Below are 15,969 nucleotides of genomic sequence, written 5' to 3'. Positions count from 1 at the left end.
GTTTTCACTTACAAAAAGATCGAGGAGGTCCCATGCCCGCCCACTGCCAGGTCACAGGACGCGCCCCCGGATTCGGGAAGTCCGTCTCGCACTCCCACGTCCGGACGAGCCGCCGCTGGAACCCGAACATCCAGCGCAAGGCGTACTACCTGCCCAGCGAGGGACGACGAATCACGCTCACCGTCTCGACGAAGGGCATCAAGACCATCGACCGGGACGGCATCGAGGCCGTCGTCGCCCGGATCCGCGCGCGGGGAGTGCGCATCTGATGGCGAGGAGCACCGACATCCGGCCGATCGTGAAGCTCAAGTCCACCGCGGGAACCGGATACACCTACGTCACCCGCAAGAACCGCCGCAACGACCCGGACCGCCTGGTCCTGCGCAAGTACGACCCCGTCGTCCGACGACACGTCGACTTCCGCGAAGAGAAGTAGGGAACCCGGATGGCAAAGAAGTCGAAGATCGCTCGCAACCAGCAGCGAGCCGCGGTGGTGGCGCGGTACGCCGAGCGCCGCGCGGCCCTCAAGGAGATCGTCCGGCGACCGTCGAGCACCGACGACGAGCGGGCCGCGGCCCTACGGGCCTTGCAGCGTCTGCCGCGTGACGCGAGTCCGGTACGATTGCGTAATCGTGACGCTGCGGACGGTCGTCCGCGCGGTCACCTGCGAAAATTCGGGCTGTCCCGCGTGCGCGTGCGCGAGTTGGCTCATCGTGGGGAGCTGCCCGGCGTGCGCAAGTCCAGCTGGTAGAACTCGAGAGGGAAGCAATGGCAGTCAAGAGGGGCCCGTCCAAGAAGTCCCGCGGCGCCGACACCGGCCGCAAGCCCAAGAAGAACCCGCTTTTCGCGGCGAAGATCGAGCACGTCGACTACAAGGACGTCAACCTGCTCCGCACCTTCATCTCGGACCGCGGCAAGATCCGCAGCCGTCGCGTCACCGGCCTGACCCCGCAGCAGCAGCGTCAGGTTGCCGTCGCGGTGAAGAACGCCCGCGAGATGGCCCTGCTGCCGTTCACCAGCCGGTAGTCGGAGTTTCCGAAAGGCCGCACAGTCCCCGACTGTGCGGCCTTTCGCATTTCCGGGGGCCGCTCGCGTTCGGGCGGTCAGCTGGAGACGACGCCGACCATCGCGGGCGCCATCACGTCCTGCAACCGATCCCACGGCGCGGTCACCTCGACCAACCCGACGGCATGCGGGCCCACCTGATAGTCGGAGAAGTGGATCTCCATCCCCTCCGGTGTGGCCAGCCAGTTCGAGAAGTTCTGCCGCGTCGGCTCGATGCCCGATCGCTCGAACTCGGCCCCCGCCGCCGTCCCGGGCAGCAAGCGCGCCGACTCCTCGGACAGCCGATCCAGGCCCGCCTGCAGGTCGGGGAACAGCGTGTTCAGCGTGATCGGCCTGCCGTTGTCCGTGTCGACGACGACCGTCGCGACCAACGGAGTCGGGTGCGCCCCCGGCGGGTCGGCGTTCCACGATGTCACCAGGAGTCCGCTCAGCACCCGCGACCCGATGTGCGTGACCCCGGACTCGGTGCGGGAATCGAGGGTGAACCGCTCCCCCGACGACCCGTCGATCTGGTCCTGGAGAGCCGCACGCATCGACTCGTTGAACTCCGCCGCGACCGCGGGATCCCCGCCCTCGACCTGCGGCACCGTCACGTCGTAGCGGACCCGTCCGGTGTCGCCCGTGACCTGGGTGGAGGTCGCGGAGTAGCCGGCTTCGGGGTCCTCCCGGACGGTGGGCGACACCGACGTCACGCGTGCAGTCGTGGTGACGCCGGGCGTCGAGGCTGCGTCGTCGGGGTCATCCGAACAGGCACTCCCGCCGACGAGAACTACCGCCGCCAACGGCACGGCGAGGATCCGGGAAATCGACATCCGCCCATCCTGGCGAGCGGCGCCGACGCGGACAAGGCGACGCGCTGGGTGAACCGCCGACGTCGACTTCGGATTCTCGGCGCGTGTAACCGTTGACCGGCGAGCGACGCACCGCGATAGTCACCGCTGACCTTCCTCGGCGCACCTGGTCGAGGCGATGACGTCGCGAGGTGCCATGCCGACTTCGGAAAGCCAGTCCCGTTCGGGTTCACGCGCAGTCGAGCGCGCTGTTGCCGTGCTCGGCTGTTTCGACGACGGCGCCGCCGAATTGACGGTCAGTTCGCTGGCCGCGCGGGCGGGACTGCCGGTGAGTAGCGCGCACCGAATCGCACAGGCGCTCGTGCGCGGCGGACTCCTCGAACGCGCACCCGACGGATACCGCATCGGATCGGGTCTGATCTCCCTGGCCGTGCCGCCGCTGGTCCGACTCGGGGCGGACGCCTGTGCGCCGCAGTTGTACGCGCTGGCCGCGGGCATCGGCATCACCGCGAGCCTCGCCGTCGTTCGAGGCGACGACGCGTTGACAGTGTTCTCGGCGCGTCCACCGGATCGGTTCTGCGACATTCAGATTCCGCGCGCCCGACAACCCGTAGACACCAGCGTGATGGGCCGGGCGGTGCTCGCGTTCGAGCAGCTCGGGCGAAGGCGGGCGAGCCGGGAGTCGGAGGTGGACCTGGATCGAATCCGTCGGCGGGGGTTCGCCGTCGATGTCGACATCGACGACCCGACGGTGCTCGCCGTCGCGGTACCGGTGTTCGACAACGGCAATCGGCCGTGGGGCGCCGTCGGAGTGCAAGCGCGGCGGCGGCGCCTCAACGAGCCGACGGTGCGGAGGATCGTGCCCGCGATGCAGCACACCGCCGCGCTCATCGCGCGGACCACCGAATCGCCCGCCGTCCGCGTCGACATAGATTCACGCTGAGTGTTTTTCGCATGGTGGAAACACCCTTTCCCCACATGCCGACCGAGTACATCGTGGGTGTCGGACGGCCGGATGGAGGCCGAGAACCACACAGCCCGAGGGGATTTCCACATGACCATTGCACCGGAACTGTCCACCGCCACCAATCTGCAGGTCCGTCCCGTCGCCGGCCACATCGGCGCCGACGTCACGGGAATCGACCTTCGGGAGCCGCTCTCGGACCACGACACCGAGAAGGTCCGCCGGAAGCTGCACAAGTACAAGGTGCTGTTCTTCCACGACCAGCACATCGACCACGCCCAGCAGATCGAGTTCTCGCGGATCTTCGGGACGGTCACGCCGTCCCACCCCTACGACGACGAGGCGCCGGAGGGCTTCCCCGAGATCCTCGCCGTCGACAGCGCCAAGTACGAGCGGCGCTTCGGACGCAAGAAGTACAGCTACGACAGTCAATGGCACACCGACGTGACCGCCGCCGTCAATCCGCCTGCCGTGACGCTGCTGCGCGCCCACGAGGTGCCGGAGCGTGGGGGCGACACCAGTTGGACGAACCTCGTCGCCGCTTACGAGGGCCTGCCGGAGCCGCTGCAGCAGTTCGTCCTGGGGCTACGTGCCGAGCACCGCTTCGGCGGACGCAGGCCGCTGTGGGGTGCGGACAGCGAGTACGGCCGGAAGGTGCAGGAGAACCCGTTCGTCACCGAACATCCGGTGGTCCGGGTGCATCCGGTGACCGGCGAGAAGGCGCTGTTCGTTCAGCCCGGCTTCACCGCGCGCATCGTCGGCCTGTCGCCGTCGCAGAGCGACCGCGTGCTCGACCTGTTGTTCGAGGAGGTCACCAACCCGGCGTACACGGTTCGGTTCCGTTGGCGTCCCGGCACTCTGGCGGTGTGGGACAACCGTGCGACGGCGCATCTCGCACCGACCGATCTCGACCATCTCGACGTCACGCGGGTGCTCTACCGCACCACCATCGAGGGCGATGTTCCGGTCGGCCCGGACGGCCGCGAGTCGGTGTCTCTCTCCGGTGCCGCGTTCCGCGGGGAGAAGTGAGCCCGACGGCAGGCGCACCCGCGCGGTAGCGAGCAGTTCACCGGGCCCCGCCGGACCGACACCCGGTCCGGCGGGGCCGGTGCATGCGCTGCGGTCGTTAGGTCGGCTACCCACTAGACTCGTCGGGGTTGTTCGCCCTAGGAGGTCCCGGTGTCTGGTGTACTCGCCGGCTTCACCGTCATCTTCGTCGTCATCACGATCGGCTATGCGCTGGGCCGGTCGAGAGTCCTCGGCGAGCACGGTGAGTTCGTTCTCAGCCGTCTGGTCTTCTTCGTCGCGACACCGGCGCTCCTGTTCGACACCCTGGCGAAATCGGACCTGTCGGTCATCTTCTCCTCCACCCTCGCGGTCGCCTCGGCGACGGCGTTCGCCATCGGCATCGCGTACTTCGTCATCACCCGCACCGTCATGAGCAGGCCCGTCCCCGAGGCGACCATCGGAGCCCTCGCCTCGTCCTACGTCAACTCCGCCAACCTCGGCATCCCGATCGCGGTGTTCGTGCTCGGGGACGCCTCGTTCGTCGCACCGCTGCTGCTGTTCCAGATCGTCGTCTACTCGCCGATCGCCCTGACGATGCTGGACCTGACCACCGGCACCCGCGGTGGGTCGTGGGTGGAGACGGTGACGACGCCGTTCAAGAATCCGATCGTGCTCGCCGGCGTCGCGGGACTCGCGGTGTCGATCTCCGGGTGGGTGCCACCGACGGCGCTGACCGAGCCGTTTCGCCTCGTCGGCGGCGCATCCGTGCCCGGCGCCCTGCTCGCCTTCGGTATCTCGCTGTACGGCGTGCGCGTACTGCAGCGTGGCCTGGCTCCGCGCAGGGAAATCGCCCTGGCGTCGGTGCTGAAGATCGTCGTCCAGCCCGTTCTCGCGTACCTGATGGGACGTTTCGCGCTCGGCCTCGAGGGGCACGACCTGTTCGCCGTCGTCGTGGTCTCCGCGCTGCCGACCGCGCAGAACGTCTTCGTCTATGCCAGCCGCTACGGCCGAGGCATCGTCCTCGCCCGCGACACCGCCCTGGTCACGACACTCGCGTCCATCCCCGCGATCGGCCTCGTCGCAGCACTGTTGACCTGAGGGAACGTCCTCACCTGCTGTCGCGTTTGGCCTGACGCTTCGTGCCGGCAGCGATGTCCGAGACCTCCCGCTTCTTGCGCCCGGCCGACTTCTGCTTCGATTTGGTCTTCCCACCGGGCAGGCGGGCGGCCGCCGGGTCGTCGGCACCGGACCCGGCGAACGACGGTGCATCCGACCGCGCGGCATCGAGCCGCTCCTGTTTCAACGCGGCCGCATTCTGTTTGGCGACGGTACCGAGCCGCCGACTGACCCGGGCGAGCGCAGTCTCGAGCGCCTCGACCCGAGCGGCATTGCGGCCGGTCGTGCGGCGAGCGCCCCCCCGCGCGGCCTTGTCGGTAACGGCAGCAGCCGCCTCGCGTCGATACACCGTCATGTGCTTGTTCCGCGCATTTCGGACCCGGGCGTGCAGGTCGATCAGTTCGTCTTCGTCCAGCTCACGAAGCCGATCCCGCTTCGTTTGCCGGTAAAGGCGGAAGTCTTTCTCCGACAGCGATTTCAGCAGCTTCTTCATGGACGCTTCCCGTCTCTCGGCGCTGACTTCCCCTCAGCCTATGACGCGACCACCGACGCCGCACGGCACGGCACGCAGGTCATCGGCGCCGCAACCGCATGAAATTGCTGACCACCGCCGCCCCGAGCCCGTCGAGGTCCGGCGCGACGACGCGACCACCGACGCGCTGCGCCATCCGGTCCACCACCCGCGCCAGACCGGGATCGTCACCGAGCCGGAAGATCGTCACCTGTGCGCCGAGCTTCGCCAGATGGTCGAGCTCACGGACCGTCAGCCCGAGCGTCTTCGGATGCGGCGGGTAGTCGAAGAACGCGCGGCCGTCCGGCTCCAGGTGCGCCGTCGGCTCGCCGTCCGTGACGATCAGGACCACCGGTTGCGCGTTGGGGTTGCGACGCAGGTGCCGTCCCGCGAGGAGCAGCGCGTGATGCAGGTTGGTGCCCTGATCCCAGGCGCCGTCGAGTCCGGCGAGTTCCTCCGGGGTGACGGTCCTGGCCTGCCTGCCGAACGCGATCAGCTGGAGGTCGTCGCCGCGGAATCGGGTGCGCACCAGATGGTTCAACGCCAACGCGGTCCGCTTCATCGGAACCCAGCGGCCGTCCATCACCATGGAGAACGAGGTGTCGACGAGCAGGGCCACCGCGGCGCGGGTGCGTTGCTCTGTCTCGGCGATCTCGACGTCGGTCACCTGCAATCGCACCGGCACGTTCGGCCGACCCGACGACGCCTCCCGCAGCACCGCGTTCGTCACCGTCCTGGTCACGTCCCACGGCTCGGTGTCGCCGAACTCCCACTGCCTGCTGGCACCTGTCGGTTCGCCCATCGCGCCCGCTCGCCGGGTGTCGCGGGCACCGCCGCGCCCCGAGAGCCGCTTCGCCACGTCCTGCAGCGCCGACTGCCCGAGCTTGCGCATCGCCTTCGGCGAGAGCCGCCACTGCCCGTCCGCTCCTCGGTCGAGGAAACCCTGCTGCTGCAGCGCCTTCTCCAGTTCCGCGAGTGTGCGGGCGTCGGCGGCGGCCTCGGAACCCAGTTGGCGCAGCAGGGCCTCCGGATCGATGTCGTCGAGCTGCGCACCCGCGTACTCCTGCGACAACTGCTCGCCGAGCTGCTCGAGTTCGGCGATGTCCGCGAGCGCGGACGTGCCCTCGCCGAGGCCCATGCCGTCATCGCCGCGGAACCGGGAACTGCCGTCCCAGTCCTCGCCGGGACGAGCCGAGCGCAGATTCGAATCGAGCCGGTCCAGCTGCTGCATCAGACTCGGACTTCCGAATGCCTGCTGCGCCAGGGCATCCAGCTCGGCGCGCTGCTCGGGGGTCAGCGAGTTCCGGAGTCGCTGCGCCGCCGCCGCCCGCCTGGCCAGCGTGTCGATCAGCTCTTCGACGTTCCGCGGGTTCTCGGGGAAGAACTCGCCGTGCTCGGCCATGAAACGCTCGAAGTCCTCCGGCGTGTCCTCGCCGCGAGAGTGCTTGTCCAGCAGGTCGTTCAGATCCGTGAGCATGGCGTCGACGCGTTGCCGGTCCTCGTCGGTCGCGTTCTCCAGCGCCTGCTTCATGCCTTCGAACCGCTGATCGAGCATCTCCCGACCCAGCAGGTCCCGGATCTTCTCGTAGTCCTCGCGTGCCTGTGCATCCCGCCACCGGTACTCGGACAGGTCCTGGACGGCCCGCGCCGTCGACGGCGGCAGTTCCGCCAACTGCATCTCCGCGAACCGGGCCTCGTCGTCGAGGGAACGCGCCAACTCCTTGCGCTCGGCGAGCACCGCGCGATCGAGCAACTCTCGCACCTCGTCGAGGGTGCCACCGAGGTTGTTGTGGTCCAACAGTTCCCGGCGACGGCGGTTCGCCTGCGCGGCCAGCCGGTCCAGCCCTCGCATCGACGATGTCCCGCGGCGCAGCAGTTCCCGCAACGCCCGCCGCGGCGAGGAGCCCTCGAGGACGTCGTTGCCGATCGCCTCCAGCGCCTCACGCAGATCCACCGGCGGGGCCAGTGGGTCCGGTCCCCCGTGATAGCGGCCGTAGCGCTGGTACATCAGCTGTACACCAACTGCCCGTCGTCGTCCGCGTCCTTGGCGATCCGCCGTGCCAGATACAGCCCCTCGAGCGCCAACTCGACCGCCGCCGCCCGCGCGCCCAGCGTCTGTGCACCGAGGCGCTGTGCGAGTTCGTCGACGACGTCGAGGTCGGGCAGCTCCCCGAGCAGGTCCTTCGCGGTGACGCGGTCACCCGTCACCACCGGTGTTCCCTCCTCGATCACGGCCACCAACGGTGCGAAGTCGATGCCGCCGAGCAGGTCACGCACGGTGTCGGCGGTGGCCCGCCGCAGCAGGTGCTCGAGAACCTCGATCTCCCGGCCCTCCTCGCCGGACTCGAACTCGATCTTGCCGCGCAGGACGTCGATGACACTGCCGAGATCCACGACTCGCGCGGCCGGCTCGGACTCACCGAGGATCGTCCCGCGATGCAGCGCCGCCGCGCCCACCGTCTCCGCCGCCGCGACCGCGAACCGCGCCGACACACCGGAACGCTGGTCGACGGACGGCGACTCGCGGAGCAGCCGCGTGAACCTGGCCAGGATCTCCAGCAGATGCGGGGGCACCTCGGCGCGCAGCTGCGCCTCCTGCTCGACGACGGCGACCTCGTCCTCGATCGCGAGCGGGTAATGGGTGCGGATCTCGGCGCCGAACCTGTCCTTGAGCGGAGTGATGATGCGACCGCGGTTCGTGTAGTCCTCCGGGTTCGCGCTCGCCACCAGCAGCACGTCCAGCGGTAGCCGCAGCGTGTAGCCGCGTACCTGGATGTCGCGTTCCTCCATCACGTTCAGCAGCGACACCTGAATGCGCTCGGCGAGGTCCGGCAGTTCGTTGACCGCGACGATCCCGCGGTGCGCGCGCGGCACCAGACCGAAGTGGATGGTCTCCGGGTCGCCGAGGCTGCGACCCTCCGCGACCTTGACCGGATCGACGTCGCCGACCAGGTCGGCGACCGACGTGTCGGGGGTCGCGAGCTTCTCCGAGTACCGCTCGTCGCGGTGCCGCCACTCGACGGGCAGGTCGTCGCCCAGTTCGGCGGCCCGGCGGATCGACGCAGGGGTGATCGGTTCGTACGGGTGCTCGCCGAGCTCCGAACCGGCGATCACGGGCGTCCACTCGTCGAGGAGCAGCGGCAGCGTCCGCAACAGCCGCGTCTTTCCCTGACCACGCTCGCCGAGCAGCACGACGTCGTGGCCGGCGATGAGGGCCCGTTCGAGCTGCGGCAGCACGGTGTCCTCGAAACCGACGATCCCCGGCCAGGGGTCACGGCCGTCGCGCAGGGCGGCGAGGAGGTTGTCGCGGAGCTCGTCCTTGACGGGACGCTGGACGTGACCGGTCGCGCGCAGTGCACCCACCGTCGCGGCGGTGGGGCGCGGGGACCGGGTGTCGGGTGTGGGCGCAGTCACCACTCCACGCTACGAGGGTTCGGTCGATTCGGCATCCGTGTCGGGTGATTCGAGACGACGTGGTTCGTACACTCCACTCATGGACACCTGGGTGCTGTCGCTGTTCCTCGGCCTCGGCCTCGCGGCGGCAACGGGATTGCGCACATTCCTGCCGTTGCTGATGCTCAGCGCCGCCGCCCACTTCGGGCTGTTCGGCATCTCGTTGGGCGAGTCGTTCGCCTGGGTCGGGTCGACGGCGGCGCTCGTCACGCTGGCCGTCGCGACCGCGGTCGAACTGCTCGCCGACCTCGTCCCGGTCGTCGACAACCTGCTCGGCGCGATAGGCACCGTCACCCGGCCGATCGCCGCCGCCATCGCCGCGGGCGCCGTGTTCACCGGCCTCGACCCGTCCGCCGCGGTGATCGCGGGCATCATCGTCGGCGCACCCACCGCGCTCGCGTTCAGCACGGCCCAAACCGGGACGCGGGCGGTGAGCACCGCGTCGACGGCCGGTCTCGCGAACCCGGTGGTGTCGGTCGTCGAGGACGTCGTCACGTTCGTGCTCGTCCTGATCGCGTTCATCCTGCCCCTGTTGATTCCGGTCGCGCTCGCGTTCCTGTTGTGGTTCGCGTGGAAGGGCGTGCGTCGACTGCGGCGGCCGCGTCCCGTCACGGGCTGAGGCAGCGCACCTGACAGACTGGCAGCCATGGCGGATTCCGAGATCACCTTCAGCAGCGGCGACGTCACGGTTCACGGCACCCTCCGGCTTCCTGACGGCGTGACGCAGCCGGTGCCCGCGGCTCTGCTGCTCGCCGGCAGCGGCCCCACCGACCGCAACGGCGACAGCGCGGTGCTACCCGGTCCGATCGGCACCCTGAGATTCCTCGCCGACACCCTCTCCGAAGCAGGCATCGCCAGCCTGCGTTACGACAAGCTCGGCAGCGGGGTGACCGGACTCGGGCCGTACGACGTGGACGACGTTGCCGGGCTGGGCTTCTCGGTGTTCGTCGACGCTGCGGCCGACGCCCTGCGCAACCTCGGCGCCCAACCCGACATCGACGCCGACCGGCTGCTCGTGATCGGCCACAGCGAGGGTGCGCTGGTCGCCATGACACTCGCGGTCCGCGACGACACTCCCGCACTGATCGGTCTCGGTCTGCTCGAACCGCTCGCAGTCCGGCTGCTCGACCTGCTGACCCGGCAGATCACCGGCCAGGTGGACGCTGCCGTCGCGGGCGGTCAGCTGCCGCTGGACCTTGCCGATCAGCTGCGCACCGGTCTCGCCGACGCTGTCGAATCGCTGCGCACCGACGGAACGGTGCCGGACGACCTGCCCGAGCCACTGCGTCTGGCCGGGCTGGTGTCCGTCAACGCGAAGACCCTGGCCGAGGAGGACGCCCTCGATCCGCGCGCTCTGGCCGCGCAGTTGCCTGCCGGGCTCCCGGTCCTGACCAGTTGTTCGGCCCGTGACATCCAGGTGGACTGCGACGACGTCGACGCCCTCGACGTCGCGCTGGCGGCGACCGCGGTGACGCCGGTCCGGATGACGACCGCGAATCACGTGCTCAAGGAGATCGGGCAGCGCCCGTCGACCGGCGCCGACTACATCGAGGACCTGCCGTTCTCGCACGAGTTCAGCGCCGCGTTCGACGCCTGGCTGGCCGCCCTCCCCCGCTGACCCAGCACCCGGTCGCGGGGGGCAACGCGGCGGCGTGTGCCCCTCGCGCGCACCCTCGGCGTGGAAACCGAGGTGCGCGCGACCCCGCCGATGCTGTAGCGTCCTCGGCTAACCAGTCGCCGAGCGAGAAAGGAACCGCACGAAATGTTTGCGCACGCCGTAGTCGTACCCGCAGCAGCCATGTGGCAGTTCCACATTTTCGCCAAGCACATACGCCGAGAATCGTCCTGACGACGCAGATCGACTTCTCGGCACCCACGGCCACCCGGCCCGGGTGCCTTTTCTTTTTCCCGGACGTTTTCCCGAACCGTCGCCACGACGAAACCTGCCGAACACACGACGCCGACACACTCGTCGTGCAGGCACCGAGCCAAGGAGCTCCGACATGAAACTTCGCTTCAACCAGTTGTCCCAGACACGGCCTCTCGCCGAGCTACCCGAGGACCTGACCGGTCACGCGATCACGCTCGACCTCTCGCACACCGACGCCGACCAGCGCGCCGCCGCCACCGACCTGGCTCGCGAACTGCTCGACCGCGGTGCTGCGCGCATCGTCATCTCCGGTACCGCCGCCTGACCCTCGCGCGAGCGTGCGTCCTCCCCGGAAACGACGGAAGGTGCACACTCGACGCGGGGCCGAGGGTGCACCTTCCGGAGGTACCGATCGTCAGTGCGCGAAGTGGCGCGCCCCGGTCAGGTACATCGTGACGCCGGCCTCACGTGCCGCCTCGATCACCTCGTTGTCGCGAACCGATCCGCCCGGCTGCACGACCGCCTTGACGCCCGCTGTCGCGAGAACCTGGAAGCCGTCGGGGAACGGGAAGAACGCGTCGGACGCCGCGACCGACCCGACCACGCGCTCACCGGCCCGGTTCACCGCGAGATGCGCGGAGTCGACGCGGTTGACCTGACCCATACCGACACCGACCGAGGCGCCGCCCGAGGCCAGCAGGATCGCGTTCGACTTGACCGAACGGCAAGCCCGCCAGGCGAATTCGAGGTCCTTGAGGGTCTGCTCGTCCGCCGGCTCCCCGACCGCGAGGGTCCAGTTCGCGGGGTTGTCACCCTCGGCGTCGAGGACGTCGCGTTCCTGCAGCAGCGCACCGCCCGAGATGGGACGCAGTTCGATGCCGGTCTCCGTCGGCGCGACGGCCTCGAGCACGCGCACGTTCTTCTTGCGCGCGAGAACCTCGACGGCACCAGCCGCGTACGACGGCGCGATGATGACCTCGGTGAAGATCTCCGCGACCTGCTCCGCCATCTCGACGGTGATCTCGCGGTTCGCGGCGATGACGCCACCGAACGCGCTGACCGGATCGCACGCATGGGCCTTGCGGTGCGCCTCGGCGATGTCCGCGCCGACCGCGATGCCGCACGGGTTGGCGTGCTTGATGATCGCGACGGCGGGCTCGGCGAAGTCGTACGCGGCACGCCACGCGGCGTCACCGTCGGTGTAGTTGTTGTACGACATCTCCTTGCCGTGCAGCTGCTTCGCCTGTGCGAGGCCCGCGGGTGCGGCCGGGTTCACGTACAGGGCAGCCGCCTGGTGCGGGTTCTCGCCGTAGCGGAGCACCGCGGAACGATCCCAGCTGGCGCCTGCCCACTCCGGGAACTGCACGTCACTCTCGACGAGGGTGGACGTCATCCACGACGCGACCGCGACGTCGTACGACGCGGTGTGCTGGAACGCCTGCGCGGCGAGCGCGGTGCGCTCGGCGAGGGTGAACCCGCCTGCCGCGACCGCGGCGAGCACGTCGGCATACTTCGCGGGGTCGACGACGACGGCGACCGACGGGTGGTTCTTCGCGGCGGCACGCACCATCGACGGGCCGCCGATGTCGATCTGCTCGACGCACTCGTCGGGCGTGGCACCCGAGGCGACGGTCTGCGTGAACGGGTACAGGTTCACCACGACGAGCTGGAACGCCTCGATGCCGAGCTCCTCGAGCTGGGCGAGGTGGTCGGGCTTGCGGGTGTCGGCGAGGACGCCGGCGTGCACGCGCGGGTGCAGCGTCTTGACGCGGCCCTCGAGGCATTCCGGGAATCCGGTCAGCGACTCGACGGGCGTCACGGGGATGCCCGCCTCGGCGATCTTCGCGGCGGTCGATCCGGTGGAAACCAGTTCGACACCGGCCTCGTGCAGGCCGGTGGCGAGTTCCACCAGACCGGTCTTGTCGTACACGCTCACCAGTGCGCGGCGCAGTGCCTTACGTTCGGTCACTTCGGGATCACGGCCTTTCGTCCATCGGATACAACTCCTCGGGTGGCGACGGCGGCGAGAACTTCCACCAGCAGTCGCCGTTCCACGGTCTTGATGCGCTCGTGCAGCGTCGCCTCGTCGTCGTCGTCGAGGACGGCGACCGGCTCCTGCGCGAGCACGGGCCCGGTGTCGACGCCCGCGTCGACGAGGTGCACGGTCGACCCCGTGACCTTGACGCCGTAGGCGAGGGCGTCCCGGACGGCGTGCGCGCCGGGGAACGACGGCAGCAGCGCGGGGTGGGTGTTGACGATGCGGCCGCCGAATCGCGTCATGAACTCCGGTCCGAGGATCTTCATGAACCCGGCGGACACGATCAGGTCGGGGTCGTGGGCGGCGACGGCTGCGGTCAGCGCACCATCCCACGCGGCGCGGTCGGGGTGAGCGCTCAACGCGACGGTGAAGGCGGGAATCCCGGCGGACTGGGCATGCCCGATCGCGGCGCAGTCGCGGTCGACACCGACGGCGACGATCCGTGCCGGGTAGTCGTTCACGGCAGCGGCGATCAGGGACTGCAGAAGGCTTCCGGTACCGGAAGCGAGAACCACTACCCGGGCCGGGTTGCCTGTGGTGGGCCGGAACACGTGCGGGGCAGTCAGCGCTCTACTCCTCGTAGGCATCGGCCGGGCGACTCCGACCGGGGGACCTTCGGCGCCGCCGAGCTGGTTACACCTTCGGCGCCACCGACGGCAACAGCAGTCGGCACGCGACAAGACTAGTCGCTGCTGGTCCGACGACCGTCGGGCAGGTCGGGCTGACCAGTCGGCTCCGTGACCTGCGCCACTGCGTCGTCTTCCGCGACTGCGTCGTCAACGACCTCGGCATCGACGACGACAGTGGCGGGTTCGGCGTCGCCACCGGGCAGAGCCTCGGCTCCGTCGTCGAGCAGTTCCGCGTCGATCACGGTCGATGCGTCACCGCGTTCGGTTCGCGGGGGCGAGTGCGGACCCGCGGGCAGTGCCGGGGTCGCTGCGGCAGCAGCGGAAGCCGACACAGGCGCACGCCGCGGCTCCCCGGACGCGGCAGGTGGCGTCCGCCACCGGGTCAGCGCCGCCGCGGCGGAGCCGAAGACCGCGAGCCACCCGAAGGTGGCCCCGACGAACGTGAGCAGGTCGATGCCGACCGAGCCGAACGAGCCGATCGCGCCGCCGGACACGAAACCGAGCAGCGCGAAGACGAGAGCGACCCCGGCCGACCCCACGAGCGCCGTCTGCACGGCGGACAGCGGCGAGGGGGCGCGGCGTGCGCATTCGCGGCCGAACATGATGCCGATCGCGGCGGGTACCACCAGTCCGACGAGCCAGCCGTCGCCGCCTGCCTGTTCGGGCAGCGCACCGAGGACGGGCAGCGCGGGCACCGGTCCGCCGATGACGTCGAAGAGGCTGACGGACGCCGATCCGACGTGGATCGCGGATCCGACCAGCACCGCCGTGGCCCCGACCACGACATTCGGTAGGTACAGGATCGACAGGACGGTCAATCCGAGTCCGCCCATGAACCCGTCGCCTGCCTCGACGAGCATTCCCACTGTCGACCACGAGGCGAGCAGCGACGCCACGGTGATCGCGGCGCCCGTGGCGAGCAGGGCCATACCCGAGCGCGTTGCGGGCCGGGCGGCCGCGAGGACCCAGTCCGGCACGCCGAGCAGGGTGACGATGGGACGCCACAGGCGCACGCCGATTCCGATACCCGCACCGATCAGGTGAACGGCGATCACCCAGACCAGCGCAGCGAGGGTGTTCGGTGAGGACAGCGGGATGACGGACGACGCGTCGGCCACGACGGCGAGCGCGATCGCGGTCACGACGACCGGGCCCGCGACCGCGGCACCGAGCACCCACCAGCACTCGTGGCGGGGCGTCGACGCGGTGACGACACGGGAGCAGCCGCGGGCGACCGCCGCGATCATCACCAAAGTCGGCAGCAACGGCAGCACACCGAGGGAGGCTCCACCGATGGTGAGCGGAACCTGATGCAGCGCAAGCCATCCCGCAGCGATGGCGCCGCTGGTTCCGGTGAGGTCACTGTTGGCTGCGACGAGAGTGAGAACCATGCACGTCGCGATGACGACCAGGGCGAGCAGCGCGGGCCGCAGCGCGACACCGAGCAGCGCCCGCACCTGCTCCGGGGTGGGGCTCGGCCGGCTTCGGCTGGGCATCCGGCCTTCCGGCGTGCGCGTGGTGCGCCGCCCTCCGTCCGAGCGCGCGCCGCCGCGGCTGAGCACGGAGTTCATCGCCGCGGCATCAGTCGTCGGTCTTCTCGGGCTTGTCGACGCCGAATGCCTGCGTCGGTGCGGCGGGCGTGGATCCGGTGGGCGAATCCGGCGTGGCCGAGGGCGGCGTCGCGCCCTGAGCATGCTGCGACTGACCGTACTGCTGGGGCTCGCCGTACTGCTGGGACTCGCCGTACTGCGGAGCCTGACCGTACTGCTGGGGCTGGCCGTACTGCGGCGCCTGTCCCGGCTGCGGAGCCTGTCCGAACTGAGGGGCCTGCCCGAACTGCTGCGGAGGCGCGTACGGCTGCTGCGGGGCCGAGTAGGGGTTGGGAGCGGCATATCCGCCCTGCGGCTGACCGTAGCCGGGCTGGCCTGCCGGCGGCGGTGCCTGACCGTAACCGGGCGCGTATCCGGGCTGCGCGCCGTATCCCGGTGCCCCGAACGGCTGCGTCTGATAACCGGCGCTGCGCGGGGTGGGCGGCTGGACGATACCGACCGTGAACAGCAGCAACGCGACGGCGAGAGCCGCCTGCACGAAGGCGATGACGAGGCCGAGGATGCCGCCCCACGCCAGGCTGACGCCGTCGGACAGGTTGAACACGAAGAAGAGTCCGACGACGAATCCGACGAGCGAGGTCACCGCCGCAGCCGCCGGCTGGGACTGCCCCGGCAGCAGGGAGACGCCGGCGAGCAGTCCGCCGATCAGCAGCAGTGCCAGCCCGATGACGGGGTAGCCACCCTCGAAGGAGTTCTGGGAGACGGCGGCGGCGCTGAAGGCGGTGACCTTCATGTACGGCGCGAATCCGAAGAGGAAGCCCGCGATGCCGAGAACGAGGACGGCGATCGAGAACAGGTACGGCAACGGCTTGGAGGTCAGGCTCCCGCCGCCGGGGGCCGAAGCGGACGGCGGCTGACCCGGGCCCGCTTGGCCCGAAGACGGGTAACCGGGTCCGGTGGGCGGGTACGTCATC

General features: G+C 69.7%; 18 protein-coding genes. 10 read left to right on the top strand and 8 right to left on the bottom strand.

Translation table 11 applies throughout. From position 1 onward, the window contains the following. Positions 1 to 32 precede the first annotated feature (32 nt). Genes rpmB through rpsR form a run of 4 tightly spaced genes read left to right on the top strand, consistent with a single transcriptional unit; the run spans position 33 to position 1,026 of the window. Entirely contained in the window at positions 33 to 269 is a 237-nt protein-coding gene (gene rpmB / locus FFS72_RS17235; protein WP_137875068.1) for a 50S ribosomal protein L28, read from the top strand. Beyond that, positions 269 to 436, top strand: coding sequence for a 50S ribosomal protein L33 (rpmG, locus tag FFS72_RS17230; protein ID WP_050062836.1), 168 nt, complete (start codon positions 269 to 271; stop codon positions 434 to 436). The genes rpmB and rpmG overlap by 1 nt, the downstream gene beginning before the upstream one ends. 9 nt (positions 437 to 445) lie before the next feature. Continuing rightward, positions 446 to 751 carry a 30S ribosomal protein S14 gene (rpsN, locus tag FFS72_RS17225; RefSeq protein WP_137875067.1) on the top strand — a complete coding sequence of 102 codons (306 nt, stop codon included), beginning with the start codon at positions 446 to 448 and terminating at the stop codon, positions 749 to 751. Positions 752 to 768: 17 nt separating this feature from the next. Beyond that, positions 769 to 1,026: a 30S ribosomal protein S18 gene (gene rpsR, locus FFS72_RS17220; RefSeq protein ID WP_050062834.1), complete on the top strand. Its 258-nt coding sequence runs from the start codon at positions 769 to 771 to the stop codon at positions 1,024 to 1,026. A gap of 77 nt (positions 1,027 to 1,103) precedes the next feature. Here the strand turns inward: rpsR and FFS72_RS17215 are convergent, their stop codons facing one another. Then, positions 1,104 to 1,877 carry an RsiV family protein gene (locus FFS72_RS17215; protein WP_137875066.1) on the bottom strand — a complete coding sequence of 258 codons (774 nt, stop codon included), beginning with the start codon at positions 1,875 to 1,877 and terminating at the stop codon, positions 1,104 to 1,106. 175 nt (positions 1,878 to 2,052) lie between these two features. On the opposite strand from FFS72_RS17215, the gene FFS72_RS17210 reads away from it, so the two are divergent. The 3 genes from FFS72_RS17210 (at position 2,053) to FFS72_RS17200 (ending at position 4,926) form a co-directional block, all read left to right on the top strand. Next, positions 2,053 to 2,799 (top strand): IclR family transcriptional regulator, encoded by a 747-nt coding sequence (locus FFS72_RS17210; RefSeq protein WP_137875065.1) that lies wholly within the window; start codon positions 2,053 to 2,055, stop codon positions 2,797 to 2,799. A 111-nt stretch (positions 2,800 to 2,910) separates the two neighbouring features. After that, on the top strand, positions 2,911 to 3,849 hold the full coding sequence (locus FFS72_RS17205; protein WP_137875064.1) for a TauD/TfdA dioxygenase family protein: 939 nt from the start codon (positions 2,911 to 2,913) through the stop codon (positions 3,847 to 3,849). Positions 3,850 to 3,999: 150 nt separating this feature from the next. Then, a complete protein-coding gene (locus FFS72_RS17200; RefSeq protein WP_137875063.1) occupies positions 4,000 to 4,926 on the top strand; it encodes an AEC family transporter in 927 nt (308 codons plus the stop codon). 10 nt (positions 4,927 to 4,936) lie between these two features. On the opposite strand, the gene FFS72_RS17195 is transcribed toward FFS72_RS17200, so the two are convergent. From FFS72_RS17195 to FFS72_RS17185, 3 genes are all read right to left on the bottom strand, one after another. Next, the gene (locus tag FFS72_RS17195; protein ID WP_137875062.1) at positions 4,937 to 5,437 is read right to left on the bottom strand and encodes a hypothetical protein; all 501 of its coding nucleotides are present in this window, start codon (positions 5,435 to 5,437) and stop codon (positions 4,937 to 4,939) included. A 79-nt stretch (positions 5,438 to 5,516) separates the two neighbouring features. Next, positions 5,517 to 7,463, bottom strand: coding sequence for a vWA domain-containing protein (locus tag FFS72_RS17190; protein WP_137875061.1), 1,947 nt, complete (start codon positions 7,461 to 7,463; stop codon positions 5,517 to 5,519). Then, on the bottom strand, positions 7,463 to 8,872 hold the full coding sequence (locus tag FFS72_RS17185; RefSeq protein WP_212744367.1) for a sigma 54-interacting transcriptional regulator: 1,410 nt from the start codon (positions 8,870 to 8,872) through the stop codon (positions 7,463 to 7,465). The genes FFS72_RS17190 and FFS72_RS17185 overlap by 1 nt, the downstream gene beginning before the upstream one ends. Before the next feature lie 76 nt (positions 8,873 to 8,948). Between FFS72_RS17185 and FFS72_RS17180 the strand changes: the two genes are divergently transcribed. The 3 genes from FFS72_RS17180 to FFS72_RS17170 all read left to right on the top strand — a co-directional run bounded on the left by FFS72_RS17180 (position 8,949) and on the right by FFS72_RS17170 (position 11,103). Further along, on the top strand, positions 8,949 to 9,527 hold the full coding sequence (locus FFS72_RS17180; protein ID WP_137875060.1) for a DUF4126 domain-containing protein: 579 nt from the start codon (positions 8,949 to 8,951) through the stop codon (positions 9,525 to 9,527). Between the two features lie 27 nt (positions 9,528 to 9,554). After that, a complete protein-coding gene (locus FFS72_RS17175; RefSeq protein WP_137875059.1) occupies positions 9,555 to 10,526 on the top strand; it encodes an alpha/beta hydrolase family protein in 972 nt (323 codons plus the stop codon). A 385-nt stretch (positions 10,527 to 10,911) separates the two neighbouring features. Next, positions 10,912 to 11,103, top strand: a complete 192-nt coding sequence (locus FFS72_RS17170) for a hypothetical protein (RefSeq protein WP_137875058.1) — start codon at positions 10,912 to 10,914, stop codon at positions 11,101 to 11,103. 90 nt (positions 11,104 to 11,193) lie between these two features. Here FFS72_RS17170 and purH read toward each other — a convergent pair whose 3' ends face one another. The 4 genes from purH to FFS72_RS17150 all read right to left on the bottom strand — a co-directional run bounded on the left by purH (position 11,194) and on the right by FFS72_RS17150 (position 15,968). Then, a complete protein-coding gene (gene purH / locus FFS72_RS17165; RefSeq protein ID WP_137875057.1) occupies positions 11,194 to 12,747 on the bottom strand; it encodes a bifunctional phosphoribosylaminoimidazolecarboxamide formyltransferase/IMP cyclohydrolase in 1,554 nt (517 codons plus the stop codon). Beyond that, positions 12,744 to 13,403 carry a phosphoribosylglycinamide formyltransferase gene (gene purN / locus FFS72_RS17160; protein ID WP_137875056.1) on the bottom strand — a complete coding sequence of 220 codons (660 nt, stop codon included), beginning with the start codon at positions 13,401 to 13,403 and terminating at the stop codon, positions 12,744 to 12,746. The genes purH and purN overlap by 4 nt, the downstream gene beginning before the upstream one ends. Before the next feature lie 95 nt (positions 13,404 to 13,498). Next, a complete protein-coding gene (locus FFS72_RS17155; RefSeq protein WP_137875055.1) occupies positions 13,499 to 14,941 on the bottom strand; it encodes a cell division protein PerM in 1,443 nt (480 codons plus the stop codon). A gap of 85 nt (positions 14,942 to 15,026) precedes the next feature. Beyond that, the gene (locus tag FFS72_RS17150; RefSeq protein ID WP_137875054.1) at positions 15,027 to 15,968 is read right to left on the bottom strand and encodes a DUF5336 domain-containing protein; all 942 of its coding nucleotides are present in this window, start codon (positions 15,966 to 15,968) and stop codon (positions 15,027 to 15,029) included. Position 15,969 lies beyond the last annotated feature (1 nt).

The sequence above is a fragment of the Rhodococcus sp. Q genome, from assembly GCF_005503035.1.
Lineage (GTDB): Bacteria > Actinomycetota > Actinomycetes > Mycobacteriales > Mycobacteriaceae > Rhodococcus_G.
Note: the sequence above shows the minus strand (reverse complement) of the source record. Positions and strands in the feature narration are given on the sequence as shown.

What these genes read in the sequence shown, in the direction of transcription:
- FFS72_RS17205 (WP_137875064.1), top strand. Translation starts at nt 2,911, where the DNA reads ATGACCATTGCACCGGAACTGTCCACCGCCACCAATCTGCAGGTCCGT.
- FFS72_RS17175 (WP_137875059.1), top strand. Translation starts at nt 9,555, where the DNA reads ATGGCGGATTCCGAGATCACCTTCAGCAGCGGCGACGTCACGGTTCAC.
- FFS72_RS17210 (WP_137875065.1), top strand. Translation starts at nt 2,053, where the DNA reads ATGCCGACTTCGGAAAGCCAGTCCCGTTCGGGTTCACGCGCAGTCGAG.
- FFS72_RS17180 (WP_137875060.1), top strand. Translation starts at nt 8,949, where the DNA reads ATGGACACCTGGGTGCTGTCGCTGTTCCTCGGCCTCGGCCTCGCGGCG.
- rpmG (WP_050062836.1), top strand. Translation starts at nt 269, where the DNA reads ATGGCGAGGAGCACCGACATCCGGCCGATCGTGAAGCTCAAGTCCACC.
- purN (WP_137875056.1), bottom strand. Translation starts at nt 13,403, where the DNA reads ATGCCTACGAGGAGTAGAGCGCTGACTGCCCCGCACGTGTTCCGGCCC.
- FFS72_RS17190 (WP_137875061.1), bottom strand. Translation starts at nt 7,463, where the DNA reads ATGTACCAGCGCTACGGCCGCTATCACGGGGGACCGGACCCACTGGCC.
- FFS72_RS17155 (WP_137875055.1), bottom strand. Translation starts at nt 14,941, where the DNA reads ATGCCCAGCCGAAGCCGGCCGAGCCCCACCCCGGAGCAGGTGCGGGCG.
- FFS72_RS17215 (WP_137875066.1), bottom strand. Translation starts at nt 1,877, where the DNA reads ATGTCGATTTCCCGGATCCTCGCCGTGCCGTTGGCGGCGGTAGTTCTC.
- rpsN (WP_137875067.1), top strand. Translation starts at nt 446, where the DNA reads ATGGCAAAGAAGTCGAAGATCGCTCGCAACCAGCAGCGAGCCGCGGTG.
- rpsR (WP_050062834.1), top strand. Translation starts at nt 769, where the DNA reads ATGGCAGTCAAGAGGGGCCCGTCCAAGAAGTCCCGCGGCGCCGACACC.
- FFS72_RS17195 (WP_137875062.1), bottom strand. Translation starts at nt 5,437, where the DNA reads ATGAAGAAGCTGCTGAAATCGCTGTCGGAGAAAGACTTCCGCCTTTAC.
- FFS72_RS17150 (WP_137875054.1), bottom strand. Translation starts at nt 15,968, where the DNA reads ATGACGTACCCGCCCACCGGACCCGGTTACCCGTCTTCGGGCCAAGCG.
- rpmB (WP_137875068.1), top strand. Translation starts at nt 33, where the DNA reads ATGCCCGCCCACTGCCAGGTCACAGGACGCGCCCCCGGATTCGGGAAG.
- FFS72_RS17170 (WP_137875058.1), top strand. Translation starts at nt 10,912, where the DNA reads ATGAAACTTCGCTTCAACCAGTTGTCCCAGACACGGCCTCTCGCCGAG.